Source organism: Rugosimonospora africana (assembly GCF_016862975.1).
Taxonomy (GTDB): domain Bacteria; phylum Actinomycetota; class Actinomycetes; order Mycobacteriales; family Micromonosporaceae; genus Rugosimonospora; species Rugosimonospora africana.
This window is the reverse complement of sequence record NZ_BONZ01000056.1, coordinates 1-23,485: the sequence shown is the minus strand read 5'-3', so window position 1 is coordinate 23,485 and position 23,485 is coordinate 1. Positions and strand designations below refer to the sequence as shown.

The following is a 23,485-nucleotide window of genomic DNA, read 5'->3' as shown; positions in this document are numbered from 1 at the left end:
ACACGGTACGTCGGCGGGGTGTCGCAAGGGGCGGGTACCCGGAAGCCTCTCAGCGCGCGCTCAGCATCGGCGGGCGGCCCGTGTCCGGCCGGTGTCGCGGATAGGCTCGCGAACGTGACTGACGAACGAAGTCCCGGAGACCGCGCCTCGCTGACCCTGACCGCGAGCCTGCGGCCGGCCACGCTGGACGCCCGCCGGGGCATCGTGCGCCTGCATCCCGAGGTGCTCGCCGCTCTCGGCCTGCGGGCCGGAGACCCGGTCCGGCTGGCCGCGCGGCGGGAGACCGCGGGGATCGTCGCGCTGGCCGAGTCCGGTGCCAGCCGCGCGCTGCTCTACGCCGATGATCTGCTGCTGGGCAACCTCGGCGTGCGGGACGGCGGCCAGGTCAGCGTGGCGCGCGCCGACGTGCGGGCCGCGCACCGGGTGTCGATCGCCGGGCCGCCCGAGATCGTCGCCGTGGTCACTCCGGAGATGCTGCGCCTGGCGATGCTCGGCAAGGTGGTCACGATCGGCGACAACGTGTCGCTGCTGCCGCAGGACGTACTGCCGGCGAGCAGCGCCCGGCCGCTGGTCGAGGGGGTCCGGCGCAGCCTGGCGAACACCGTCGGGTACGGGTGGACGACCGCGCTGCTGACCGTGACCGGGCACGAGCCGGGCGAGGCCGGGCTGGTCACGATGGACACCGTGGTCGGCTGGTGGGGCGGCCAGGCCACGCACTCGACCGAGACGCCGGTGACCACCTCGGTCGAGCCGGCTCCGAAGCCGCCCGCGCTGGAGGACCTACCCGGCCTGCGCAGCCAGGCACAGGAGCTGACCGAGCTACTGGACCTCGGCTTCCATCACGGCGAGGTGCTGACCCGGCTCGGTACCACGGTCTCACTCGGAGTGCTGATCACCGGCCCGGCGGGCTCGGGCAAGTCCGCGCTCGTCCGCGCGGTCGCCTCCGACGTCGGCGCGATGGTCACCATGCTCTGGGCGCCGGAGATCGCCGCGTTGACCAACGACGACGCGGCGCGCCGCCTGCGCCGGGGCTTCGAGTCCACGACCTCGCCGGGCGTGGTGATCGTCGCCGATGCCGAGGCGCTCGCCCCGCGCGATGCTCCCGGGCCGCTGTCCACCGTGTTCCGCCAACTGATGGGCGAGGCACTGCGCTCGGGTACTGCGGTGGTCTGCACGACGAGCCGGCCGGAGTCGGTGGATCCCACCCTGCGCTCACCCGGTCTGCTCGACCACGAACTGGCGGTACCCCTGCCCGACGCCGCCATGCGCCGCGAACAGCTCACCGTGCTCACCCGCCCGATGCCGCTGGCCGAGGACGTGAAGCTCGACGACATCGCCGCGCGCACCCCCGGCTTCGTCGCGGCCGACCTGGCCGCACTGGTACGGGAGGCCGGCGTGCGGGCCGCCCTGCGGCAGAAGGTGTCGGAGGCGCCGAGCGTCGCCGCGACCGACTTCCACGCCGCCCTCGAGGTGGTCCGGCCGACCTCGATGGCCGAGTCCACCCTGGAGTTGGCCGAGGTGACCCTCGACGACGTCGGCGACATGGCGTCGGTCAAGGAGGTACTCACCGAGTCCGTGCTCTGGCCGCTCACGTACCCCGACACGTTCGCCCGGCTCGGCGTGCAGCCGCCGCGCGGGGTACTGCTCTACGGGCCGCCCGGGTGCGGGAAGACGTTCCTGGTCAAGGCGATCGCCGGTACCGGCCGGGCCAATGTCCTATCGGTCAAGGGCGCCGAGTTGCTGTCGAAGTGGGTCGGGGAGAGCGAGCGCGCGGTACGCGAGTTGTTCCGCCGGGCCCGGGAGGCGGCCCCGAGTCTGGTCTTCCTCGACGAGGTCGACGCGTTGGCCCCGGTGCGCGGGCAGGCGAGCGACGGCGGCACCACCGACCGCGTGGTGGCCGCGCTGCTGACCGAGTTGGACGGCGTGGAGGCGCTGCGCAACGTCGTGGTCATCGGCGCGACCAACCGGCCTGACCTGGTGGACCCCGCGCTGCTGCGGCCGGGACGGCTGGAGCGTCTGGTCTACGTACCGCCGCCGGACGGCGACGCCCGCGCGGAGATCCTGCGGTCAGCGGCGCGCAGCGTGCCGCTGGCCCCGGACGTGGACCTGGTCGCGCTAGGGTCCACATTGGACGGCTTCTCCGCGGCGGACTGCGCCGCGCTGATCCGCGAGTCGGCGCTGGCCGCGATGCGTGAGTCGCTGGACGCGGCGACCGTCACCGCGGCACACGTCGAGACGGCGCGCGGCCGGGTTCGGGCCTCGCTGGAGCCGGGGCAGGTGGCGTGGCTGGAGTCGTACGCGGCTACGCACGCACCCGGCTGACCGTGGCGCCGGCGTGCCCTGCCCGGCCTGTCCCGACCTGCCCTGCCCGACCCACCCGGCCCGCTCTGGCCGGCCCGCGCTCAGGCCACCCGGCCGCCGCTGCGCGCGCGAGTTCTGGCCGCGCGCAGCCGGCGCAGTCGCTTCACCAGCACCGGGTCGTGCTCCAGCGCGGCCGGATTGTCCAGCAGCAAGTTGAGCACCTGGTAGTAGCGCGTCGAGGACATGCCGAACTGGTCGCGGATCGCCTGCTCCTTCGAACCGGCGTGTTTCCACCACCGGCGCTCGAAGGCCAGCACCTGACACTCCCGCTCGGTCAACGCATTGTGCGCCGCGGGTGCGGCTTCGACGGCGGCCGCAGCCTCAACGTCGAGCTCAGCCTCGATGTCGGGCTCAGCCTCGACGTCAAGCACGGTTTCGATGTCGGGCGCCGTGCGTTGGTCCGGCACGTGGAACGTGCGGAAGTCGTCGTCGACGATGTCGTCGCCGTCTACGGTCTCGTCGACCTCATCGAGCTCGTCGACCTCATCAGGCTCGTCGGCGCCGACCGGTTCGTCGACCGTCTCGAGGTCGTCGGCGTCCACCCTGTCCATACCGAACGAGGGTAGTACCCGGGTCTGACAGCGACACGCGTCGATCATCCGCGACGGCCGGGGGAATGTCTTCAGCACGCTTTGCTCTGCTTATCTATACGCAACGAAAATGGCGCCAGGTGTTGCGTGGGGGTAAGCAGAGCAAACCGTCTCGGCGAGGACCTATCCGAGGCGCGCGACCAGGAGCAACGCGCGAGGTGACCAAGCGCGCGAGCAGGACAGGCGGCGGTCAGACCCGGATCACCCGGATGCCGGCCGCCTCGAACGACGCCACCGTGTCATCGCTGGCACCCGCGTCCGTGACCAGGATGTCCACCCGCTCGATCGGACAGATCCGGGCGAAGGCGCGCTCCCCCAACTTCGAGCTGTCCGCGATGATGACGACCTGCCGGGCCCGCGCCACCATCAGGTTGTTCATCGCGGCCTCGCCCTCGTTGTGGGCCGCCGGACCGAGCACGACGTCGATCGCGTCCGCCCCGAGCAGCGCGATGTCCAGGGTGACGTCACGCAGGATGCCGCCGGCCAACGGGCCGATCAACTCGAACGACTGAGGGCGCACCACACCGCCGGTCACCACGATCTTCATCCGGGACCGGACCAGTAGCTCGTTCGCGATGTTGAGCGCGTTCGTCACCACGGTCAACTGGGCACCGTCGGGCGTACCGGCCAACTCCGGGCGCACCGCCAGAGCGCGGGCGACCTCGGTCGTCGTGGTACCCCCGTTGAGCGCGACCACCATGCCGGGCGCGACCAGGGCGGCCGCCGCGGCACCGATGCGCTGCTTCTCCGCCGAGTGCTTGGCTGTCTTGTACCGCAGCGGAAGGTCGTAGGAGACACCGTTGGCGACCGCGCCGCCCCGGGTACGTGTGATCATCTGTTGCTGGGCCAGTTGATCGAAGTCGCGACGGATGGTTGCCTGGGACACGCCGAGCCGCTCGGCCGCGTCCTCGACGGTGACGCGCCCGCTGTTGGTGAGCAGTTCGAGCAGCGCGTTCCAGCGCGCGTACCGATCCACCGTGAGCCTCCTCTGAACACCCTCCGCACACTCGCTGACGAATGTGTGCACAATCATGCTTGAAAAGGGGGTCGAACGTCGAGTCACGTGAGCAGAGTTTGTAGCGCCCTCTGGCGCCATTGAGGGAATCGCCTGCACAATGGTGCGCGAAACACGCTCGAAATGAGCAGGATGCACGACCGGGAGTGGCAGTGACACCTATCGACGGGGAGATCGGCAGCCCGGCCGGTCTCGAACCGCGTGACGTGGTCGTGGCGATCGACGTCGGCGGCACCGCGATGAAATGCGCCCTGGTCGACCGGACCGGGACGGCGGTGTATACGCAGCGGTACGCCACCGGGGCGGCGCGCGGCTCGGATGCCGTGGTCGCCACGATCCTGGACGCCGCCGAGGGGCTGGCCGCCAAGGGGCGGGCCGACGGGTACCGGGTGCGGGCGGCGGGACTCGCGGTGCCCGGGATCGTCGACGAGGCCGCCGGGGTGGCGGTCTGGGCGGCGAACGTGGACTTCCGCAACGTGCCGCTGCGCCGGCTGCTGCACGAGCGGCTGGGCCTGCCCACCGCGCTCGGGCATGACGTACGCGCCGGTGGCGTCGCGGAGGCCAGGCTGGGTGCCGGGCGCGGGTACGGGCACGTGCTGGTGGTACCGATCGGCACCGGGATCGCCGCGGCCCACGTGGTGCACGGGAAGGCGTTCGCCGGGGCGCACGGCGCGGCCGGTGAGATCGGCCACATCGTCGTACGGCCGGCCGGCCACCAATGCGGCTGCGGCGCGCGGGGCTGCCTGGAGGCCGAGGCGTCGGCTGCCGCGATCGGGCGGGCCTACTCGGCCCGGATCGGCCGGCCGGCAACCGCCCTGGACCTGGTCGGCCGGTTGGCGGAGGGAGACCCCGTCGCGGCCGAGGTGTGGGCGGAGGCGATCGACGTCCTCGCCGACGGCCTGCGCATCGGGCTGACCCTCTTCGACCCGGAGGTGATCGTCATCGGTGGCGGCCTGGCCGAGGCGGGCGACGCGCTGATCCGGCCGCTGGACGAGGCGCTGGCCGGCAAGCTCACGTTCCAGTACCGCCCGGTTGTGGTCCGGGCTGAACTCGGCGACGAGGCCGGCCAACTCGGGGCCGGTCTGCTGGCACTGTCTGCACTGGAGGAGCAATCGTGAGAGTCGCGGGCCGCGTGGTCACACCAGAAGGCGTGATCGAGGACGGCGAGATTGTGATCGACGGCGGCCTGATCAGTCGAGTCGACTCCACCTCGGCTGCCCACGACGGGCACTGGATCGTCCCCGGGTTCGTCGACATCCACGTGCACGGTGGCGGTGGGTACACGTTCACCACCGGCGACGCCGACGAGGCCCGGAAGGCGGCCGCGTTCCACCTCGGGCACGGGACGACCACGATGCTCGCGAGCCTGGTCAGCTCCCCGTTCGAGCTGATGCGCTCGGCCACCGAGCGGTTCGCGCCGCTGGTCGACGACGGCACCCTGGCCGGCATCCACTTCGAAGGCCCGTACCTGTCGGAGCTGCGGTGCGGGGCGCAGAACCCGGAGTACCTCCGCGACCCGTCGACCGAGGAGCTGACCGAGCTGGTCCGGGCCGGCGGCCGGGCGGTGCGGATGGTGACCATCGCTCCCGAGCGGGCCGGCGCCATCGAGGCGATCAAGCTGCTCGTCCGGCTCGGCGTGGTGGCCGCTCTCGGGCACACCGACGCGACGTACGAGCAGACGCTCGCCGGGGTCGCGGCCGGCGCCACCGTCGGTACCCACGTCTTCAACGGCATGCGCCCGCCGCACCACCGCGCCCCCGGACCGGTCTTCGCGATGCTCGGCGCACCGAGCATGGTGTGCGAGTTCATCGCCGACGGAACCCACCTGCACGACGGCACGCTGGCCTTCGCCACCGGCGTGACCGGGCCGGCGAGGGCCGCCCTGATCACCGACGCGATGTCCGCGGCCGGGATGACCGACGGCGACTACGAACTCGGCGGGCTCGCGGTCACGGTCGCCGACGGAGTCGCCCGGCTGGCCGGAAAGGACTCGATCGCCGGGAGCACGCTGACCATGGACGCCGCGCTGCGCCGGGCGCTCGGTGCCGGAGTGTCCATGGTGGACGCCTGCCGGATGGCGTCCACGACCCCGGCCGGCGCGATCGGCATGGACGCCACGGTCGGCGCCGTGCGCGCCGGGCTGCGGGCCGACCTGGTCGAGCTGTCCGAGGACCTCCGGGTGGTACGGGTGATGCGCGGGGGTGAGTGGGTGTGATCCTCACCGTCACGCTGAACACCGCGCTGGACGTCACGTACGAGGTGCCCGCGCTGCGGCCGGGCGAGGCGCACCGGATCACCGGGGTGCACGAGCGGGCCGGCGGCAAGGGAGTGAACGTCGCCCGGGTGCTGCACGAGCTGCGGGAGCCGGTGATCGCGACCGGGCTGGTCGGCGGCGGCACCGGGACATCGATCCGTACCCTGCTCGGCGATCTCAGGCATTCCTTCGAGGACATCGCCGGGCCGTCGCGGCGTACCACGGTGGTGGTCGACGGTTCGTCGGCGACCGGGTTCTGGGAGCCCGGACCGGAGGTCACCGGGGACGAGTGGGAGCGGTTCGTTGCGCGCTACAGCGCCCTGCTGCGGGTCGCCCGGGTGGCGGTGCTGTCCGGCAGCCTCCCGCCCGGCCTGCCCGTCGACGCGTACGCGCGGCTGGTCGAGGTGGCCCGGTCGGCGGGTGTACCGGTCATCCTCGACACGTCCGGCGAGGCACTGGCGGCCGGGGTCGCGGCCGGGCCGGACATCGTCAAGCCGAACGCGCACGAGCTGGCCGTCACGTCCGGCATGCCGGTCGGCGTCTTCGAACCCGGTGCCGTGGAGCTGGCCGAGACCGAGGCACTGGCGGCCGCCGACGCGGTACGGAATGGCTCCCGCACCGCCGTGGTGGCGTCGCTCGGCCCGTACGGGTTGGTGGCGTCCACGCCCGACGGCCGCTGGTACGCCCGGCCGGCGTCGGCACTGGACGGCAACCCGACCGGAGCCGGCGACGCCACGGTCGCCGCGCTCGCCCGGGGCCTGGCCTACCGGCTGACGTGGCCCGATCGGCTGGCCGACGCGGTCGGGCTGTCGGGCGCCGCCGTCCTCGCCCCGATTGCCGGTGCGGTGTCCCTGACCGACTACCAGAAGCTGCGCCGCGGCGTCCACGTCCAGGAGGTCTGATGCCCCTCGTCAGCACGGCGAACCTGGTCGTCCCCAATGCGGCGACTGATCTGGGTCGTGGCGTGGCGGCGGACGCGCTGAGCCAGATTGGTCGAGCCATCGGAGCGTTCAACGTCATCACGCTGGAGCACGCCGAGGCCATCGTGGCCGGAGCCACCGCCGCGAACCGGCCGGTGATCCTGCAGATCAGCGAGAACGCGGTGCGCTTCCACGGCGGCGCGCTCGGTCCGGTCGCCGCGGCGGCCCGGGCGGTGGCGATGGCCGCGACCGTGGACGTGGCCCTGCACCTGGATCACGTGACCTCGGTCGACCTGCTGCGCCAGGCGCCCGAGCACGGATTCGGCTCGGTGATGGCCGACTTCTCCCGGCTGTCCTATCCGGACAATGTGGCCGCGACCCGGGAGGCGGCCGAGTTCGCGCACGAGCACGGCCTGTGGATCGAGAGCGAGCTGGGCACGGTCGGCGGCAAGGACGGCGCCCCGCCGCTGCCGCCGCACGCGCCGGGCGCCCGTACCGACCCGGGCGAGGCGGCCCGTTACGTCGAGGCTACCGGGGTCGACGCGCTGGCCGTCGCGGTGGGCTCCTCGCACGCCATGACCAGCCGGGACGCGCAACTCGACCATGAGCTGATCGCGGCCCTGCGGGTCGCCGTACCGGTGCCGCTGGTGCTGCACGGCTCGTCCGGGGTCACCGACGCCGACCTGCGCAAGGCGGTGGCCGCGGGGATCGTGAAGGTGAACGTGGGTACGGCCCTGAACGTGGCGTTCACGGACACGGTCCGCGGCGCTCTCGCCGCCGACCCGACGGTCGTGGACCCGCGGAAGTACCTGGCCCCGGGGCGGGACGCGATGGCCCAGACGGTCGCTTCGTTCCTCACCGTGCTCGCTTGACGAGTTCCCGGCCGCGGTCGTGCGGCCGGGCCGCCTCTCCCACCGCCAGGCCGGGCGCGTCCCACCCGGACGACGCCAGCCACCTGCCCAGGGGCATCTCGTCCCACGGGATCCGGCGCATGATCCGGTCCAGGAAGAGCCCGAAGACCAGTCCGGCCACGGTATCCGTCAGCCAGTGGAAGCTGAGGTAGATCGTGGTCACACCGAGTACGGCCGGCGGCACGATCCGGATCACCCGCCGCCACACCACCGGCAGCCAGGCGCTGCACAGCAGCGCCAGCACCCCGTACCAGACGATCGAGTTGACCAGGTGGCCCGACGGGTACGAGGCACCGCCGACGCCGAAGTACCCGCGCGCCCAGTCGCTGCCCTCGTGCACCATGTTGGCGTCCGCCGCCGGGCGGTCAGTGATGTTCTTCAGCGGGGTGAGCGTGAGGAAGGTCAACGCGAACGCCACGATCACCACGAACACCGGGCGTACCGAGTGCCGGCGCCAGGCCAGCAGCAGGGCCAGGATGCCGCAGATGCTGGTCAGCCAGCCGCCCTGGCCGAGGTGGTTGCCCACCCAGGCCGGCCAGTAGAGCACCCCGGGGCGGTGCGTGTCGCACCAGTCGCGCAGCCACACGTCTACGCCGATCAGGGCACGGCTGGCGACCCCGGCAGTGATCGCCACGAACGCCACCAGGAGCAGGCCGTCAAACCACCAGCCCGCCGGCCTGACCCGCTTGAACGCCGCCACCCGACCAGGGTACCGACCGGGATCGGGCCGGGTTGTGCCCTACAGCAGCGAGCGGATCTTCGGGTAGATCCGGTCGATTCTGACCCCGGAGTCCGGACAGCCCCCGAAATGGTGCAGAGCGACGACCTTGTTGCTGTCCCAGGAGATCACCGGCGAGCCGGACGATCCGCCCGACGTGTCGCAGTAGTACGAGGTGTCCGTGCCCTTCGCGTACCCGTTGGCCGCCGCCGAGGCGATCTCGCAGGAGCCACCCTGCGCCCGGCCGGAGCCGGTGGCGATCACCGTCGGGTCCCCGCTCCGGTGCTGCGGGATGTAGAGCTGCTCCCCCGGCCCCGGATCGCGCACGTCCAGCGACAGGTATCCGAACGGCCGTACCAGCGGGAAGTTCCGCACGCTGAACAGCGTGTAGTCCAGGGTGGCGTCGGTGGCCAGCACCTCGTCGCCGGACACCTTGACCGGCTTCGTCGTGGTGCCCCCGCCGCACACGGCGCACTCGTCGTTGAACCAGATCTCCGTGTCCCGGACGGTGGAGGTCTCGGACAGGCAGTGGTGGGCGGTCAGCATCCGGTTGTTCGGGCCGACCCGGAACGCGGTGCACAGCTGCATGCCGTCGATGAGCAGCAGGGCCACCGCCCGCGAGTTCTGGTACGCCACCGGGTGCGATCCCTTGAAGCAGGCCGCGTCGGCGGAGGCGCCGGTACCGCAGGCGGTCTCCGCGCCGGCCTGGCGCATGGCGGTGATCGCCGCGTCCCGCCGGGACTGCTCGACCGTGCGCTGGGCGTCCCGCTCGTCCGGGGTGAACCCGCGGGCCACCTTGTCCACCACCAGGTGGGTCAGCTTCCCGTGTACGGTCAGCACGGCGGTGTCACCGTCGACCGACGTGAGCCACCGCTCGCCGACCATCGCGCCGTACGTGGTCGCCTGCTTGCCGAGCCGGTCGGTGACGGTCAGGTACTCGCCGGGCAGGAGAAGGATCCTCACGTGCGGCTTCACGTACGAGGCGCCGGTGTACGTCAGGGTGAGCGGATGCCCCTCGGTGACTTCACGCTCCATGCTCAGCGAGACGCCGACCGTGGCCATCCCGCCGGCCTCCGCCCGCAGTGCGGTCGTCTTCTCCGCACCCGACAGCGCACCCGACCCGGTGTTGCGCCCGGATGCCAGGCCGCCCAGCCCAAGCAGGACGACGACGCCCACTATCACCAGACCGGTACGCATCGCCCTTTCCCCTCAGATCCGACGATCTTCCGGAATATGTAACGAATCACTGCGCGGGGCGTCGCGCGGTCGGCCTTTGTCATCCTGGTATCCATGCGCATCACCTCGGCCGTGTTCGACCCGGCCCTGCTGGACCTGCCGTGGACCACGCCCCTGGAGGAGTGGCCCGAGGACCGGCTGGTCCTGCTGCCCCGGGGCATCTCCCGGCACGTCGTGCGGTTCGTGCGCCTGAACTCGACGGTCTACGCCGTCAAGGAGACCGGCGAGCGGGTGGCTCAGAAGGAGTACGACCTGCTGCGGGCGCTGGAGCGGATCGGCGCCCCGAGCGTGGAGGCGATCGCGATCGTCGCGGACCGCGTGGACGCCGTGGGTGAGCCGCTGGACCCGGTACTGGTCACCCGGCACCTGCAGTTCTCGCTGCCGTACCGGGCGCTGTTCTCCCACACGCTGCGCCCGGACACCATGAACCGGCTGCTCGACGCCCTGGCCGCCCTGCTGGTGCGGCTGCACCTGGGCGGCTTCTTCTGGGGCGATGTCTCGCTGTCGAACACGCTGTTCCGGCGCGACGCCGGGGCGTTCGCCGCCTACCTGGTCGACGCGGAGACCGGCGCGCTTCGCGAGAGGCTGTCCACCGGACAGCGCGGCGAGGACGTGGAGTTGGCCCGGGTGAACATCTTCGGCGAGATGCTCGACCTTCAGGCGGCCGAACTGCTGCACGAGACGATCGACCCGGAGACGGTGGCCGACGACGTGGTACGGCGGTACGAGTCGCTGTGGCACGAGGTTACGTACGAGCAGGAGGTCGGCGGCCGGGAGGTACGCCACCACGTGGAGAAGCGCATCCGCCGGCTCAACGAGTTGGGCTTCGACGTCGAGGAGCTTCAGCTGTCGGTACAGGACGACGGGCAGCGCTACCTGATCCGGCCGAAGGTGGTCGACGCCGGGCACCACACCCGCCGGCTGCTGCGCCTGACCGGCCTGGACGCCGAGGAGAACCAGGCCCGCAAGCTGCTCAACGACCTGGACACGTATCGGGCCGAGTCCGAACTGGACGACGAGCAGCAGGCGGCGCACCGCTGGCTGACGGAGGTGTTCGAGCCGGTGGTTCGGGCGGTGCCGGCGCACCTGCGCGGCAAGTTGGAGCCCACCGAGCTGTTCGTGCAGGTCCTCGAGCACCGGTGGCTGCTGTCCGAGCGGGCCGGGCGGGACATCGGGCTGGCCCCGGCCGTCCAGTCGTACCTCGCCGACATCCTCACGAAGCGGCCGGACGAGCAGGCCATCCTGGGCTACGCGGTCGGTCCGCCGACCGAGGACATCCCGGTGATCCGGGAGGACACGGTGCTCAGCTGAGCGAAGGCGGTCAGCTGAGGGCAGCAGTCAGCTGAGCGAACCGGCCCGGCTGTCCTCGCCCGGTGCCGGTGGCAGGGGTGGCGGCGTCGGGGTGGACTGCGCGACCAGGCGTCCCAGGCCGGCCCGGGTCGCGACCACGATCAGCCGCTCGCCCGGCGCCAGTACCCGGTCGGGCGGCGGTACCCATTCGGCGTCCCGGAACTCGCCGGCGGTCACCGCGATGATCCGCGCCTCGCCGCCGTACTGGCCCGCCGCGACGGTACGGCCGCAGAGCGCGGCACCCGGCTCCACCGGTACCTCGGCCACCAGCAGCACCCGGCGCTTGACCGGGATCGTGGCGATCACCTCGCGCTCCAGCATCGCGGCGGCGAATGCCGGAGCGGCCAGGTACGACACGCTCTTCGAACTGGTCACGCCGAACGCGTGCTGGATCCGGTCGGCGAAGTCCCCGTCGAACAGCCGCAGCACCACCCGCAGGTCCTTCTTGAGGGTGCGGCCGTGCAGCGCCGCCTCCAGGTTGATCACGTCGTCGGTGGACAGCACGACCAGCGACCGGGCCGTGCCGGCGGACGCCTCGTCCAGCGTCTCGGCCCGGCTCGCGTCCCCGATGATCAGCGGTACGCCCAGGTCACGCGCCAGCTGGGCACCCCTGGCCTGATCGGTGCGGTCGATCGCCACCACCGGTATCCCGAGGTCACGCAGTTGCTGGATGACCCGGGTACCCACATTACCGAGACCGACCACCACGACGTGGTCGGCGATCGGCCCCCGCAGCCGGCCCAGCGCCAACGCCAGCCGTGCGTTCACCACCGCCTCGACCACCGCGGCCGTGATCACCGGGATCATCGCGAGGCCGGCGAGCATGACCACGACCTGGAGCACCTGGACGGTCACCCGCCCGTCCGGCTCCGGATTCACCCCGCCGACGATGTTCAGAACGGTGAGGTAGAACGCCTGCCAGAGGGACAGCGCCCCGCGGCTCAGTGAGGCGAGCAGCAGGCTGCCGAGCACCACCACCCCGAGCAGCACCAGCGTGGCGATCCGCAGGTTGCGGTTGACCACCGAGCCGAACAGCCGGCCCGCGGCCAGCTGCCGGTACCAGCCGGCCAGCCGCGACCGCCGGCTGGCCCGGGCCAGCGCCGTCTGCTCCTCGCCGCGGACCGGTCCGGTGCCCCCGTTTCCCCCGTCGGCGACGGCCAGCACCAGGTTGCAGCGCGACTCGTCGCGCGGCAGCAGCACCGGCTCGGTGCCGGTGGTCGTGTCGGCGAGGCCGCAGATCGTCTTGGCGGGTGTCACGTCCTCGCGTTCGGCCAGGTAGAGCGTGCGGCCGGGCAGCCGGACGAAGCTGGGCGCGACCTCACCGAGCGCGGAGGCGACGAACGCGGGCGCGGCGATGGACGCGTCGGACAGCACCCGGCAGCTCTTGAACAGGTTGCGGATGCCGTGCCCGAGGCTCATGTTGAACATCCGGATGACCAGTCGCAGGTCCGGGTTGATCTCCTGAGCCTGAAGGGCGGCATCCAGGTTGCCGACGTCGTCCTGCCGTACCAGCGCCAGTGCCGCGGCCGTGCCGAGCTTCGCCCGGCGGAACGCGTCGGCGTCCAGCCGGTCCGCCTGGATGATCCGGACCTCGTTCATGGCGGCCAGCTCCGGCCCGTGACCCCGCTCCTTCGACGGCAGGATCACGACGACCCGACGCTGGTACCGGACCGCCAGCTCCTCCACCAGGCGCAGGGCCAGCGGGTCGTCGCCGCAGACGACGTAGTGCCGGGAACGCGGGTCCGGCTGGGTTCCACCGTTGCGCGGGACGCGAAGCCGCTGCCTGGCCTGAGTCACGAACTCGGGCGCACGGGTCGGCCGGCGTCGGAATCCGTTGGTGGCCATCACCGGATTTTATCGGCGTACCGCCAGACCGGAGCCGCGCCGACCGGATCGGACTGTCCGGAGAGCTGGTCATTTACCGGCACCGATGGGTCGCCGGTCCGCGCCGGGCGGGTCAGTCCCGGGGCGGGGCGGACGATTCCCGGTGCACCAGGCTGGCCGGGACGCGGACGGTACGGGTGCCGGTCGGCGCCTCTTCGAGCAGCAGCCGCATGCCGTGCCGGCCGATCTCCTCCAGCGGAAGGTGAACCGTGCTCAGCGCCGGCTGTACGTCGACGGTCAGCGCGATGTCGTCGAAGCCGACCACGGACACGTCGTCGGGTACCGACAGCTTCAGCTCGTCCCGCAGGGCGGCCAGTACCCCGATCGCCATGACGTCGTTGAGCGCGAAGATCGCGGTCAGCCCCGGGACGCGTCCCATCAGCTCGACGGCCGCCGCCCGGCCGCCCTCCCGGGTGAAGTCCGCCTTGGCGATCTGCTCCTGCGGCAGCTCGATGTCGAGCGCCCGGAGCTGGTCCCGGAAGCCGCGCAGCCGCTCCTGGTTCACCAGCAGGTTGGCCGGGCCGCTGATCACGCCGATCCGCCGGTGCCCGAGTGCGGCCAGGTGACCGGCCGCCAGCCGGCCACCGTCGCGGTGCTCGGGCAGCACCGCGTCCGTGGCGAACCCGTGCGGGCTGATGCAGGCCACCCGGCCGCCGAGGCCGGCCAGCAGGTCCAGCTCGTGGTGCAGCTTGGACTGGTAGCTGCGTTCGGTGAAGCCGCTGCCGAACAGCAGCACCCCGCGGGCGCGTTGGGCCCGCAGCCGGGCCACGTAGTCCAGTTCGAGCGCCGGATCGCGGAACGTGTTGCAGACCAGGACGAGCAGGCCGCTCTCGTGGGCCGCCCGCATGGCGCCGATGGCCATGGCGGAGAAGTACGGGTCGGCGATGTCGTGGACGATCAACCCGACCACCGGCGTGGTCGCCCGGGCGAGCGCCTGGGCCGGCCCGTGCGACGTGTACCCGAGATCCCGTGCCGCCTGCTCGACCCGCTCGCGCAGCTCGGCCGTCACCACCCGGGTGCCGCCGTGCAGCGCGCGTGACGCGGTGGCCAGTGACACACCCGCCTCGGTTGCGACATCCTGCAACGTGACGGCCGTCATTGGACCGGTGGCTCTTGACCGCTTCGTTCCCACGCCCGTAGTCTAGGCCGGAAAGCGCTTTCCAACGTCATAGGGTCCGGCTCACCGGGTCGGCTTCCCTCGCGGCCATTCAAACGAGAGAGGCAGCATGTCTCGGCAGAGCATCGGCATCATCATGAACGGCGTGACCGGGCGGATGGGCTACCGCCAGCATCTGGTCCGCTCCCTCCTGGCGATCCGCGAGCAGGGCGGCGTCGAGCTGCCCGACGGCACCGTGCTGTGGCCCGAACCGCTGCTGGTCGGCCGGGATCCCCAGCGGGTCCGGGCGATCGCCGAACGGCACGGCCTCGATCGATGGACCACCTCGCTGCCCGAGGCGCTCGCCGAGCCCGACACGCAGGTGTATTTCGACGCCCAGCTGACCCATGTGCGGGAGAAGGCGATCCTCGCCGCCATCGACTCCGGCAAGCACGTCTACACCGAGAAGCCGACCGCCGACTCGCTGGACGGCGCGCTGCGCCTGGCCCGGGCCGCCCGGGACGCCGGCATCGTGCACGGTGTCGTCCAGGACAAGCTGTTCCTGCCCGGCCTGCTCAAGTTGCGCCGGCTGATCGAAGGAGACTTCTTCGGGCGCATCCTGTCGGTGCGCATCGACTTCGGGTACTGGGTCTTCGAGGGTGACTGGCAGCCCGCCCAGCGGCCGTCCTGGAACTACCGGGCCGAGGATGGCGGCGGCATCGTCCTGGACATGTTCCCGCACTGGCGCTATGTGCTGGAGCACCTGATCGCGCCGGTCGAGTCGATCTACAGCCACGCGGTGACCCACATCCCGAGCCGCTGGGACGAGCAGGGCCGGCAGTACGACGCGACCGCCGACGACTCGGCGTTCGCGATCCTGGAGCTGGCCGGCGGCGTCACCGCGCAGATCTCGTCGTCCTGGGCGGTCCGGGTCAACCGCGAGGAACTGGTCCAGGTCCAGGTGGACGGGGTACGCGGCAGCGCGGTCGCCGGCCTGCGCAACTGCCGGGTCCAGGACCGCAGCATGACCCCGCGCCCGATCTGGAACCCGGACATCCCGTCCCCGCACAGGTTCCTCGATCAGTGGGCCGAGGTGCCGGACAACATCGACTTCGACAACGGCTTCAAGGCCGAGTGGGAGATGTTCCTGCGGCACGCGTACCAGGGCGAGCAGTTCCCGTACGACCTCGTCGACGGCGCCAAGGGCGTACAGCTGGCCCAGATCGCCCTGGAATCCGGGCGCACCGGCCAGCGGCTCGCGGTACCCGCGCTGGAGGTGTGACCGTGACGATCACCGTCGAGTTGCCCGGCGAGGGGCGGTACCCGCTCGGCGAGGCACCGTCCTGGCCGGACAGTTCTCCCCCACCCAGGCAGCGCCGGGTGTACGCGGCGGCCCACGTGGTCGCGCGGCCGGCCGGCGACGGGACCAACGCCGTCGACTGGGACGAGACGATGGCGTTCCGGCACCACCTGTGGCGCCTGGGTTTCGGGGTCGCGGACGCGATGGACACCGCACAGCGCGGGATGGGCATCGACTGGCCGACGACCACCGAGCTGATCCGGCGCAGTGCCGCCGAGGCAAAGAGCGCCGGTGGCGCACTGGCCTGCGGGGTCAACACCGACCAGCTCGACCTGGACTCGAAGCCCGGCCTGGCCGAGGTGCTGGAGGCGTACCGGCAGCAGTTGGAGCTGGTGGAGGGCGCCGGAGCGACCGTCGTACTGATGGCCAGCCGTGCGCTCGCCGCCGCGGCGAACGGGCCGGAGGACTACCTGTCCCTGTACGACACCCTGCTGACCGAGGTACGCCAGCCGGTGATCCTGCACTGGCTCGGCGCCGCGTTCGACCCGGCGCTGACCGGGTACTGGGGCGACACCGACCTGGATTCGGCCGCCGACACCGTGATCGAGCTGATCACCGCGCACGCCGCGAAGGTCGACGGGATCAAGGTCTCTCTGCTGGACAAGGACCGCGAGATCGACCTGCGCCGCCGCCTCCCGGCCGGGGTCCGGCTCTACACCGGCGACGACTTCAACTACCCGGAACTGATCCTCGGCGACGGCACCCGGCACAGCGACGCGCTGCTCGGCATCTTCGACGGCATCGCCCGGCCAGCCGCCGCCGCGCTGGCCCGGCTCGACGACGGCGACACCGACGGGTACCTGGCCGCGATCGAGCCGACCGTTCCGTTGGCGCGGCACATCTTCCAGGCGCCCACGTTCCACTACAAGACCGGACTGGCGTTCCTGGCCTGGCTGAACGGGCAGCAGAGCCACTTCCGGCTGATCGGCGGGTACGAGACGGCACGCGACGCGGACCACCTGGCGAAGCTGTTCGTACTCGCCGACCGGGCCGGCGTACTGGCCGATCCGGAACTCGCCGCGCGCCGCATGGCGGAATACCTCGCGTCTCCCGACGCCGTCCGCTCGATCGGGGTGCAGTCGTGATCGGACTCGACCGGCTGGCACTCAACCAGGCCACCACCGACCGGTGGAGCGTCGCCGAGGCGGTGGACGGCTGCCAGCGCGCCGGGATCGGGGCGATCGGGCTGTGGCGCCGGCAGGTCGGCGAGGCCGGGCTGGCCGAGTCGGTGGCCGCCGTACGCCGCGCCGGCCTGCACGTCTCGAGCCTGTGCCGGGGCGGTTTCTTCACCGCCGTCGACCCGGACGCGCGAGCTGCGGCGATGGCCGACAACCGGCGGGCGATCGACGAGGCGGCCGCCCTGGAGGCAGACGTGCTCGTCCTGGTCAGCGGCGGGCTCGCGGGCAGCGGCAAGAACCTGCCGGCCGCCCGGTCGCTGGTGGCCGACGCGCTGGACGAACTGGCGCCGTACGCGCAGAAGTCCGGGGTACGGCTCGGGATCGAACCGCTGCACCCGATGTTCTGCGCCGATCGGTGTGTGGTGTCGACGCTGGGCCAGGCGCTGGACCTCGCCCTGCCGTACCCGAGCGCGACCGTGGGCGTCGTGGTCGACACGTACCACGTCTGGTGGGACCCCGACCTGGACGCGCAGCTCGCCCGCGCCGGCGACCGGATCGCGAGTTTCCAGGTCTGCGACTGGGTGGTCCCGCTGCCCGCCGACATGCTGCTCGGCCGGGGTCACGTGGGCGACGGCCACATCGACTTCCGGCGGATTGCCGCGCCGGTCGAGGCGGCCGGCTACCGCGGCTGGGTCGAGGTGGAGATCTTCAACGAGAAGATCTGGGCGACCCCGGGGGACGAGACGCTGCGCACGATGAAGGACACCTTCGCCCGCGAACTGGGCTAGGAGCCCTCGGCGGCGGCTCGCGCTGCTTTCCGGCGGCGGGCACGCGGCCCGGCGGCGGCATCCGGCTCGGCGGCGGCATCCGGCTCGGCGGCGGCACAGGGACGCTCAGCCGGAGCACGCCGCCGAGGCGATGTCCACCTGCCACTGCCGGTCCGGGAGCAGCGCGGCGAGGGAGACCTGCCACTCCACCGGACCGAGGTCGGTCGCGACCACCACGCGCAGCGTGCGCTGATCTTCCTGCATCAGCACGTCCGGGCAGTCGGAGACCGCGAAGGTCAGCGTCACGGTCTGGCTCTGCCGCGCGGCGATGGACGCGTGCGCCGGATCGCTGTGCAGCAGCACCAGCCCGGGTACCGGCGCGTAGATGCGCTCGACCTGGATCGGGCTGTCACCGGCGTTGGTCAGCGGGAACCGGTACCACGCCTGACGGGTGGTCGCATTGCCACTGATCTCGACCGGACCGCCACTGCTGAGCGGGATGCCCTCGATCGTCGGCGGGAACCCGATCGAGACCGCCGTGGGTGGGTTCTCGTGCAGGGGGATCCAGACGGCGGCGAAGGCGGCCAGCGCGACGAGTCCGGCTGCCCACAGGTACCGCCGCCGTTTGATCCTCGGGTCGTCACCGGGTGATTGGCCGTAGCCCGGGATCGCCGGCGCGGACAGGTCGATGAGGAACGGCTCGTCGTCCACGATCGCCTCCCGTCCCCTCGGGCGCGTGGGTGCTGTCCTCCATGTTCGCACCTCTCGGCCAGCCCGTCGCCGCTGTTCGCGCGGCAGATCACGGGCAGCGCCGGGCCGGCGTCCAGACCGGCCGGGCTACCACCAGGACGGGTACCCCTTCAGTGCCTCCCGCTCCGCCGGAGGCAGGTCCTTCTGCGCCTTCAGAGCCGCACGCCACGGGTCTGTGCGGTTGCGCCACCAGGCCAGGCCCGCCCCGGACACCAGCCCCAGCCCCAGCAGGACTACGGCGGCGATCCGCCAGCCCAGCAGGTACGCCACGCCCCCGAGAAGCCACAACACGATCGGCGCGGCGGCCTTCGGTGGCCGCCACCTCCGCAGCAGCATCATGGCGGCGAGTCTAGGCGTGGCTACCTCCACGACGTCGATAACAGTGTCGATAACGGCCACCCGTTTTCGTGTACCCCATGGCGTTCCCTACCAGAGAGAGGAGTCACGCAGATGGCGTTCACCGACGAGGAGATCGCGTACCTGCGGTCCCAGCCCCTCGCCCGCCTGGCCACCCTGTCCGCCGGCGATCAACCCGACGTGGTGCCGGTCGCGTTCGAGTTCGACGGCTCATACTTCTGGGTCGGCGGTACCGGTGAGGCGGTCCTGGGCACCCGGAAGTTCCGCAACCTCCGGGCCGGGCGCCGGAAGGTCGCCCTGGTCGTCGACGACCTGGTGTCCCTGAGCCCGTTCATCGCCCGGTGCATGCGCGTCTACGGCGACGCCGAGCGACCGATCGAGCGCGTCGGCCTGGTCGGGCCGGGGATCTACGCCCGGATCACCCCGACCGTCTCGTGGAGCTGGAACCTGACCGGTGAGCCGGCCGGCGAGACGTGGTACGAGCCGAGGCGCACCGTGCACCAGGCTCCGACCGGGCCCTGAGTCGCACTCAGCCGGGCAGCGACTTCAGGTGAGTGACCGAGGTGTGCTCCATCGTGAACCCGGCGCGCTGGTAGAGCCCGAGGGCGCCGGTCGGCGAGTCCGCGTCCACGCCCAGCGAAGCGGTGTCGCACCCTGCCGCCTTCGCGGCCGCGAGGACCCGGCTCAGCAAGCCGAACGCGACGCCGCGCTTGCGGGCCGCCCGGCCGGTGCCCACCAGCGCGATGTACGCGTCGCGGTGGCCGGTCGCCTCCGTGACCCCCTCGTACTCGTGGCCGATGACGAACCCGAGTGGCTGGTCGCCGCCGTACGCGATGAAGCTGTATCCCGACCGGTACGCGCCGACCGCCATGAAGTGTGCCCAGGACTCGGGGGTCATCTCGGTCGAGCCCCAGTGGTCGCGGAAGGCGTCGTTGCGAAGCAGGCGGGCGTGCTCCCAGGCGTCCGGCGTGAGGCCGACGATCTCGAACCCGGCCGGCTCGGCGGCCTCCGGCAGCGGCGCGGACAGGTCCCGGGCCATCCCGTGGAACCAGCGGACCGGCCGGTACCCGTGAGCCTCATGCAGCGCGAGCGCCTCACGATTGCCGGACAGGGTGTAGGTCGAGAGAGCGAGCGGCCTGCCCGGGTAGCGATCCCGATGCAGCGGTACGGCCGCCGACTCGGCCCAGTCCAGGAGCCGGCCGCCGAGCCCCCGTCCCCGGTACTCCGGGTGGACCGCGCCCCAGTACCGCATCTGGTGCTCCGGGTCGGCCGCGGTACGGGACATCAACGTGCCGTACCCAACTATCGCCGTACCGTCGAAGATCCCGACCGAGCCGCGCGGGAAGTCACGGTACGGATCCTGAAACAGATCCAGCAGTCCCTCGACGCCGTAGTACTCCCGGTCGTGATCGGCGACCTGGACGGCGGCGATCAGGGCGGACCAGCCCTCGACATCGCCGCGCTCAATCGGTCGCCAGCTCAGAGCCTCGTCGCGCGCCATGCGCGCGAGTTTGATCCCCTGCCGGCCGGCGGGCAACGGGATTAGCCCCTTGCGGGCTGCGCGTAGCGTGACAGTCAGGACAGGATCGGGGTGACCGTCATGGGCTGGTTCTGGTTAATCGTCGTCGTCATCGTGGCCGCGGTTGTCACCATTGCCGGGCTGTACGACCGGCGCTCCCGCCGGAGGGGACTCCAGAGCGTGGACGGCGGCGCGAGCCTGACTGACGAACGTGAGCGCATCCGCAATGCGCGCGACAGCCAATCCCGGCCGGAGATCATCCAGGACATCTCCTGGTCGAATGACTTCAACCCCGGCGGCCCACCGACCGGCTGATTGCCGTCCGGCGACGTCGCGAGGCTGGAGCGGTTCTACTGTGTCGTGGTGACGACTCAGGTGATCGTGCTGAATGGCGGATCGAGTTCTGGCAAGTCTGGGATTGCCCGCTGTCTGCAGGCGCTCCTGCCAGATCCGTGGCTCGCGATCGGCGTCGACACGCTGATCGACACGATGCCCGCGTCCATGCAATCGACCGAGGCCGGAATCGAGTTCGCTCCCGATGGTCGGGTGAGTGTCGGGCCGGCGTTCGGCGCGCTCCAGGCGGCGTGGCGGGAGGGGGTCGCCGCGATGGTCCGTGCCGGCGCCCCGGTCATCGTCGATGACGTCTTCCTCGGCGGGACGGCATCGCAACAACAGTGGCGGGAGACTCTTGCCGGGCTGGACGTGCTGTGGGTCGGCGTCAGGTGCGAGAGTGCCGTCGCCGCGGGCCGCGAGATCGCCCGCGGGGACCGGGTCCAAGGGATGGCGGCGTCCCAGGCCGAGCTGGCCCACCAGGGCGTCGTCTATGACCTGGTGGTGGACACCACGCATACCGAGGCCCTGGTCTGTGCGCGGGCCATCGCCGCGCGGCTCGGCTGATCGACGGCACCGCTTCAGGACCGGTGATCCCCGCTCGATCGCATTGCGGTTAGGAACGGAGCGCCGGAAGCCGCTCGGCGGCAGCCGATGGAGCGACGGCACGAGCGCGCAGCAGGTGGCCGGAGACGGCAGCCAGCCCGACCGCGAAGAGACCCGCGACGGCCGGGACGATGAAGGCTCCCGAGGCGCCATGGGCATCGGCGAGGCGCCCCGCGACAGCGGCACCGATCGCTCCGCCGGCCACAACGCCCGAGGCGACCAGGGTCATGAAGGAACCCGCGCGATCCGGTGGCCCGACCGCGATCGCCAGCGTGCCGACCGAGATCAGGTACGGCGCACTCGTCACGCCCAACACCGCCATCGCCGCGAGCAGCGCGCCCAACGATCCGGGTACCAGAAGGAGAACGCACCCGCCGACCGCCAGCGCCGCCGACGTCCCGCGATACCGGGTGACCAGGCCCAGCCGGGCCGGCAGCCACACCGATGCCAGGCCGGAGATCGTGCTGCCGACCCCGAGAACGGCGTAGATGAGACCGGCCGAACCCGGGCGGCCGGATGCCTGGGCAAACGCGGTCACCCCCGTCTGCGTACCGCCGAAGATCATCCCGATGGCCAGCATCGCCGACATCAGGATCGCCAGAGGCCCGATCGGCAGGCGGGAGCGGACCACGCTCGCACCGGGCACGCGTACCACCGGCGGAGCGGTGCGGTGCAGCGCGAACGGGGTCGCGAACAGCAGCGTCAGGGCGGCGGCGACAAGCAGCGGCAGCCCCGGTGGGCCGGTCAACGCCACCACGCCGACGAACGCCGGCCCGGCCACGAAGGACAGTTCGTCTATCGCGCCCTCGTAGGAGAACGCCGTGGGCAGCGTCCGGTGCTCTCCCCGCTCGCCCAGCAGAACCGCCCACCTGACACGTACGAACGGGCCGACCTGCGGAGTCGCGAAGCCGGCCGCCGTGGCCGCGACGGCGACGAGCACCGGGGTGTGAACCGCGAGCACGACCCCGACCAGCGCCGCGGCGTCCACGGCGGCGGCGATCAGGCCGATGAGACGCTGGCCGAACCGGTCCGCGAGGGCGCCCACGACGGGACCACCGACCGCGGCGCCGACCCCGTACCCGGCGGCCACCGCTCCCGCGACCGCGAAACTGCCGCTGGCCGCGGCGACGAGCGTGATGATGCCGAGCGGGGCCATGGCGGCCGGCAGCCGGGCGAGGAAGGATGTGATCAGGAAGCCGGGGCCGGTGGCGCGCACCAGCGGGCGGTAGGTGGCCATGCAGGGGTTCCTTGATGAGGAGTCAACGCATGCCATCCCACCCAACCGGCATGCCCCTTGCGGCCCTTTGCTGTCGGCAAGCTTAGCCGGTGGTATCGGGAGGATGGAAACCGCGCGGCTCGCGGCCGGTGGGGCGACCGTGGGACATCGATGCCGACACGCCTCTATGTAGCATCCTCCGACATGAATCGGGGGTTCGACGAGGATGAAGGCTGGTGGGCGGTCGGGGCTCATCTCCTTCTGATTCTGATCTTCGCCATCCCGGTGGCACTGGTAGTCGAGTTCGTCATGTCGATCTCGTTTGTCAAGACCGGGTTGCCCATTGTCATAGGGCTATGCGTAGGCATACCTGCCAGTGACCGCGTGTTTCGACGTCTCCGGCAGCGTCAGCGCGGACGGCGTCAACCCGGTGCCGAGGCGCCCCCGAGGGAACCCGACTGACCGGCCTCGCCAGCTCCATGACCGATCGCCCAACGCCGGCCTGAGGAACAGGTCGTAAGCGAAGGAGCAGGAGCGACCGCCTGGAGCGCGAGATCAACGCTAATTGCCCGATCTGTGCCCGATGATCTAGGAGCGGCCTACGCCGCTGGTCAACGCGTTGGGGAGAGCCGACGGCGGGACTTGAACCCGCAACCTTCCGATTACAAGTCGGGTGCGCTACCAATTGCGCCACGTCGGCACGGCCCGACCCGCGAGCCCCCAGCATGGTACGCCCACCGCCCGCCCCCGCGCCGAGCGGCGCACCACAAGGCGGTAGTTAACCGGGCAAATAACCCCGCCCGGCTTCGCAACGCTTGGCATTACCAGCCAAGACGTTTACGTTGGCAGAACGGCACGGCCCAGCACGGGCCCGTACCACGCCTTTTACTCGGATCGTCCGGCACGTTCCTGCCGGTGGAAGGATGCACTGCACGATGGCAACAGTCACGTACCGCGATGCCTCGCGGATCTACCCCGGCAGCACCAAGCCGGCCGTCGACGCCCTCAACCTGGAGATCGGCGACGGAGAGTTCCTCGTCCTGGTCGGCCCGTCCGGCTGCGGCAAGTCCACCAGCCTGCGCATGCTCGCCGGGCTCGAGGATGTCGACAGCGGCGGCATCTTCATT

23 protein-coding genes and 1 tRNA gene are annotated in these 23,485 nt (G+C 71.5%); 13 read left to right on the top strand and 11 right to left on the bottom strand.

Features of this window, described 5'->3' with window-relative positions; genetic code table 11:
• The first annotated feature begins 114 nt into the window (after positions 1-114).
• Entirely contained in the window at positions 115-2,322 is a 2,208-nt protein-coding gene (locus Raf01_RS28560; protein WP_239133995.1) for an AAA family ATPase, read from the top strand.
• 80 nt (positions 2,323-2,402) lie between these two features.
• On the opposite strand, the gene Raf01_RS28555 is transcribed toward Raf01_RS28560, so the two are convergent.
• Positions 2,403-2,798, bottom strand: a complete 396-nt coding sequence (locus tag Raf01_RS28555; RefSeq protein ID WP_373319599.1) for a DUF3263 domain-containing protein — start codon at positions 2,796-2,798, stop codon at positions 2,403-2,405.
• A gap of 343 nt (positions 2,799-3,141) precedes the next feature.
• Positions 3,142-3,927 (bottom strand): DeoR/GlpR family DNA-binding transcription regulator, encoded by a 786-nt coding sequence (locus Raf01_RS28550; protein WP_203921131.1) that lies wholly within the window; start codon positions 3,925-3,927, stop codon positions 3,142-3,144.
• A gap of 191 nt (positions 3,928-4,118) precedes the next feature.
• On the opposite strand from Raf01_RS28550, the gene Raf01_RS28545 reads away from it, so the two are divergent.
• From Raf01_RS28545 to Raf01_RS28530, 4 genes are read left to right on the top strand one after another with little or no spacing between them, the layout of a single operon-like run.
• Positions 4,119-5,084: an ROK family protein gene (locus Raf01_RS28545; protein WP_275413071.1), complete on the top strand. Its 966-nt coding sequence runs from the start codon at positions 4,119-4,121 to the stop codon at positions 5,082-5,084.
• Positions 5,078-6,181 carry an N-acetylglucosamine-6-phosphate deacetylase gene (gene nagA / locus Raf01_RS28540; protein ID WP_203921250.1) on the top strand — a complete coding sequence of 368 codons (1,104 nt, stop codon included), beginning with the start codon at positions 5,078-5,080 and terminating at the stop codon, positions 6,179-6,181. Before Raf01_RS28545 ends, nagA begins: the two co-directional genes overlap by 7 nt.
• Entirely contained in the window at positions 6,178-7,122 is a 945-nt protein-coding gene (locus tag Raf01_RS28535; protein WP_203921130.1) for a 1-phosphofructokinase family hexose kinase, read from the top strand. The genes nagA and Raf01_RS28535 overlap by 4 nt, the downstream gene beginning before the upstream one ends.
• Positions 7,122-8,012, top strand: coding sequence for a class II fructose-bisphosphate aldolase (locus Raf01_RS28530; protein ID WP_203921129.1), 891 nt, complete (start codon positions 7,122-7,124; stop codon positions 8,010-8,012). Before Raf01_RS28535 ends, Raf01_RS28530 begins: the two co-directional genes overlap by 1 nt.
• On the opposite strand, the gene Raf01_RS28525 is transcribed toward Raf01_RS28530, so the two are convergent.
• Together Raf01_RS28525 and Raf01_RS28520 are read right to left on the bottom strand one after the other, a co-directional pair.
• Positions 7,996-8,751 (bottom strand): phosphatase PAP2 family protein, encoded by a 756-nt coding sequence (locus tag Raf01_RS28525; protein WP_203921128.1) that lies wholly within the window; start codon positions 8,749-8,751, stop codon positions 7,996-7,998. The genes Raf01_RS28530 and Raf01_RS28525 overlap by 17 nt on opposite strands.
• A 39-nt stretch (positions 8,752-8,790) precedes the next feature.
• Positions 8,791-9,966, bottom strand: coding sequence for a trypsin-like serine peptidase (locus tag Raf01_RS28520; RefSeq protein ID WP_203921127.1), 1,176 nt, complete (start codon positions 9,964-9,966; stop codon positions 8,791-8,793).
• A gap of 93 nt (positions 9,967-10,059) precedes the next feature.
• Between Raf01_RS28520 and Raf01_RS28515 the strand changes: the two genes are divergently transcribed.
• On the top strand, positions 10,060-11,316 hold the full coding sequence (locus Raf01_RS28515) for a DUF4032 domain-containing protein (protein WP_203921126.1): 1,257 nt from the start codon (positions 10,060-10,062) through the stop codon (positions 11,314-11,316).
• A gap of 27 nt (positions 11,317-11,343) precedes the next feature.
• Here Raf01_RS28515 and Raf01_RS28510 read toward each other — a convergent pair whose 3' ends face one another.
• Both Raf01_RS28510 and Raf01_RS28505 read right to left on the bottom strand, forming a co-directional pair.
• On the bottom strand, positions 11,344-13,200 hold the full coding sequence (locus Raf01_RS28510) for an NAD-binding protein (protein WP_203921125.1): 1,857 nt from the start codon (positions 13,198-13,200) through the stop codon (positions 11,344-11,346).
• A 112-nt stretch (positions 13,201-13,312) separates the two neighbouring features.
• Entirely contained in the window at positions 13,313-14,338 is a 1,026-nt protein-coding gene (locus Raf01_RS28505) for a LacI family DNA-binding transcriptional regulator (protein ID WP_203921124.1), read from the bottom strand.
• Between the two features lie 127 nt (positions 14,339-14,465).
• Between Raf01_RS28505 and Raf01_RS28500 the strand changes: the two genes are divergently transcribed.
• From Raf01_RS28500 to Raf01_RS28490, 3 genes are read left to right on the top strand one after another with little or no spacing between them, the layout of a single operon-like run.
• Positions 14,466-15,617, top strand: coding sequence for a Gfo/Idh/MocA family protein (locus Raf01_RS28500; RefSeq protein ID WP_203921123.1), 1,152 nt, complete (start codon positions 14,466-14,468; stop codon positions 15,615-15,617).
• Positions 15,614-16,780: a dihydrodipicolinate synthase family protein gene (locus Raf01_RS28495; protein ID WP_203921122.1), complete on the top strand. Its 1,167-nt coding sequence runs from the start codon at positions 15,614-15,616 to the stop codon at positions 16,778-16,780. The genes Raf01_RS28500 and Raf01_RS28495 overlap by 4 nt, the downstream gene beginning before the upstream one ends.
• On the top strand, positions 16,780-17,601 hold the full coding sequence (locus Raf01_RS28490) for a sugar phosphate isomerase/epimerase family protein (RefSeq protein ID WP_203921249.1): 822 nt from the start codon (positions 16,780-16,782) through the stop codon (positions 17,599-17,601). Before Raf01_RS28495 ends, Raf01_RS28490 begins: the two co-directional genes overlap by 1 nt.
• Before the next feature lie 105 nt (positions 17,602-17,706).
• Here Raf01_RS28490 and Raf01_RS28485 read toward each other — a convergent pair whose 3' ends face one another.
• Together Raf01_RS28485 and Raf01_RS28480 are read right to left on the bottom strand one after the other, a co-directional pair.
• On the bottom strand, positions 17,707-18,291 hold the full coding sequence (locus Raf01_RS28485; RefSeq protein WP_203921121.1) for a hypothetical protein: 585 nt from the start codon (positions 18,289-18,291) through the stop codon (positions 17,707-17,709).
• Positions 18,292-18,417: 126 nt separating this feature from the next.
• Positions 18,418-18,669 (bottom strand): hypothetical protein, encoded by a 252-nt coding sequence (locus Raf01_RS28480; protein ID WP_203921120.1) that lies wholly within the window; start codon positions 18,667-18,669, stop codon positions 18,418-18,420.
• Positions 18,670-18,780: 111 nt separating this feature from the next.
• Between Raf01_RS28480 and Raf01_RS28475 the strand changes: the two genes are divergently transcribed.
• Positions 18,781-19,209, top strand: a complete 429-nt coding sequence (locus Raf01_RS28475) for a PPOX class F420-dependent oxidoreductase (RefSeq protein WP_203921119.1) — start codon at positions 18,781-18,783, stop codon at positions 19,207-19,209.
• Positions 19,210-19,216: 7 nt separating this feature from the next.
• On the opposite strand, the gene Raf01_RS28470 is transcribed toward Raf01_RS28475, so the two are convergent.
• Positions 19,217-20,188, bottom strand: coding sequence for a GNAT family N-acetyltransferase (locus Raf01_RS28470; protein WP_203921118.1), 972 nt, complete (start codon positions 20,186-20,188; stop codon positions 19,217-19,219).
• A 90-nt stretch (positions 20,189-20,278) separates the two neighbouring features.
• Between Raf01_RS28470 and Raf01_RS28465 the strand changes: the two genes are divergently transcribed.
• Both Raf01_RS28465 and cpt read left to right on the top strand, forming a co-directional pair.
• Positions 20,279-20,521 carry a hypothetical protein gene (locus Raf01_RS28465; protein WP_203921117.1) on the top strand — a complete coding sequence of 81 codons (243 nt, stop codon included), beginning with the start codon at positions 20,279-20,281 and terminating at the stop codon, positions 20,519-20,521.
• A 48-nt stretch (positions 20,522-20,569) separates the two neighbouring features.
• The gene (gene cpt / locus Raf01_RS28460) at positions 20,570-21,103 is read left to right on the top strand and encodes a chloramphenicol phosphotransferase CPT (RefSeq protein WP_203921116.1); all 534 of its coding nucleotides are present in this window, start codon (positions 20,570-20,572) and stop codon (positions 21,101-21,103) included.
• Positions 21,104-21,152: 49 nt separating this feature from the next.
• Here the strand turns inward: cpt and Raf01_RS28455 are convergent, their stop codons facing one another.
• Both Raf01_RS28455 and Raf01_RS28450 read right to left on the bottom strand, forming a co-directional pair.
• Positions 21,153-22,379, bottom strand: a complete 1,227-nt coding sequence (locus Raf01_RS28455; protein ID WP_203921115.1) for an MFS transporter — start codon at positions 22,377-22,379, stop codon at positions 21,153-21,155.
• Positions 22,380-22,985: 606 nt separating this feature from the next.
• Positions 22,986-23,058: transfer RNA gene (locus Raf01_RS28450), tRNA-Thr, on the bottom strand.
• Between the two features lie 235 nt (positions 23,059-23,293).
• On the opposite strand from Raf01_RS28450, the gene Raf01_RS28445 reads away from it, so the two are divergent.
• A partial coding sequence (locus tag Raf01_RS28445; protein WP_203921114.1) for an ATP-binding cassette domain-containing protein occupies positions 23,294-23,485 on the top strand: 192 nt, incomplete at its 3' end.

What these genes read in the sequence shown, in the direction of transcription:
- Raf01_RS28470 (WP_203921118.1), bottom strand. Translation starts at nt 20,188, where the DNA reads ATGGCGCGCGACGAGGCTCTGAGCTGGCGACCGATTGAGCGCGGCGAT.
- Raf01_RS28500 (WP_203921123.1), top strand. Translation starts at nt 14,466, where the DNA reads ATGTCTCGGCAGAGCATCGGCATCATCATGAACGGCGTGACCGGGCGG.
- Raf01_RS28530 (WP_203921129.1), top strand. Translation starts at nt 7,122, where the DNA reads ATGCCCCTCGTCAGCACGGCGAACCTGGTCGTCCCCAATGCGGCGACT.
- Raf01_RS28480 (WP_203921120.1), bottom strand. Translation starts at nt 18,669, where the DNA reads ATGATGCTGCTGCGGAGGTGGCGGCCACCGAAGGCCGCCGCGCCGATC.
- Raf01_RS28510 (WP_203921125.1), bottom strand. Translation starts at nt 13,200, where the DNA reads ATGGCCACCAACGGATTCCGACGCCGGCCGACCCGTGCGCCCGAGTTC.
- Raf01_RS28455 (WP_203921115.1), bottom strand. Translation starts at nt 22,379, where the DNA reads ATGGCCACCTACCGCCCGCTGGTGCGCGCCACCGGCCCCGGCTTCCTG.
- Raf01_RS28520 (WP_203921127.1), bottom strand. Translation starts at nt 9,966, where the DNA reads ATGCGTACCGGTCTGGTGATAGTGGGCGTCGTCGTCCTGCTTGGGCTG.
- Raf01_RS28505 (WP_203921124.1), bottom strand. Translation starts at nt 14,338, where the DNA reads ATGACGGCCGTCACGTTGCAGGATGTCGCAACCGAGGCGGGTGTGTCA.
- Raf01_RS28475 (WP_203921119.1), top strand. Translation starts at nt 18,781, where the DNA reads ATGGCGTTCACCGACGAGGAGATCGCGTACCTGCGGTCCCAGCCCCTC.
- Raf01_RS28515 (WP_203921126.1), top strand. Translation starts at nt 10,060, where the DNA reads ATGCGCATCACCTCGGCCGTGTTCGACCCGGCCCTGCTGGACCTGCCG.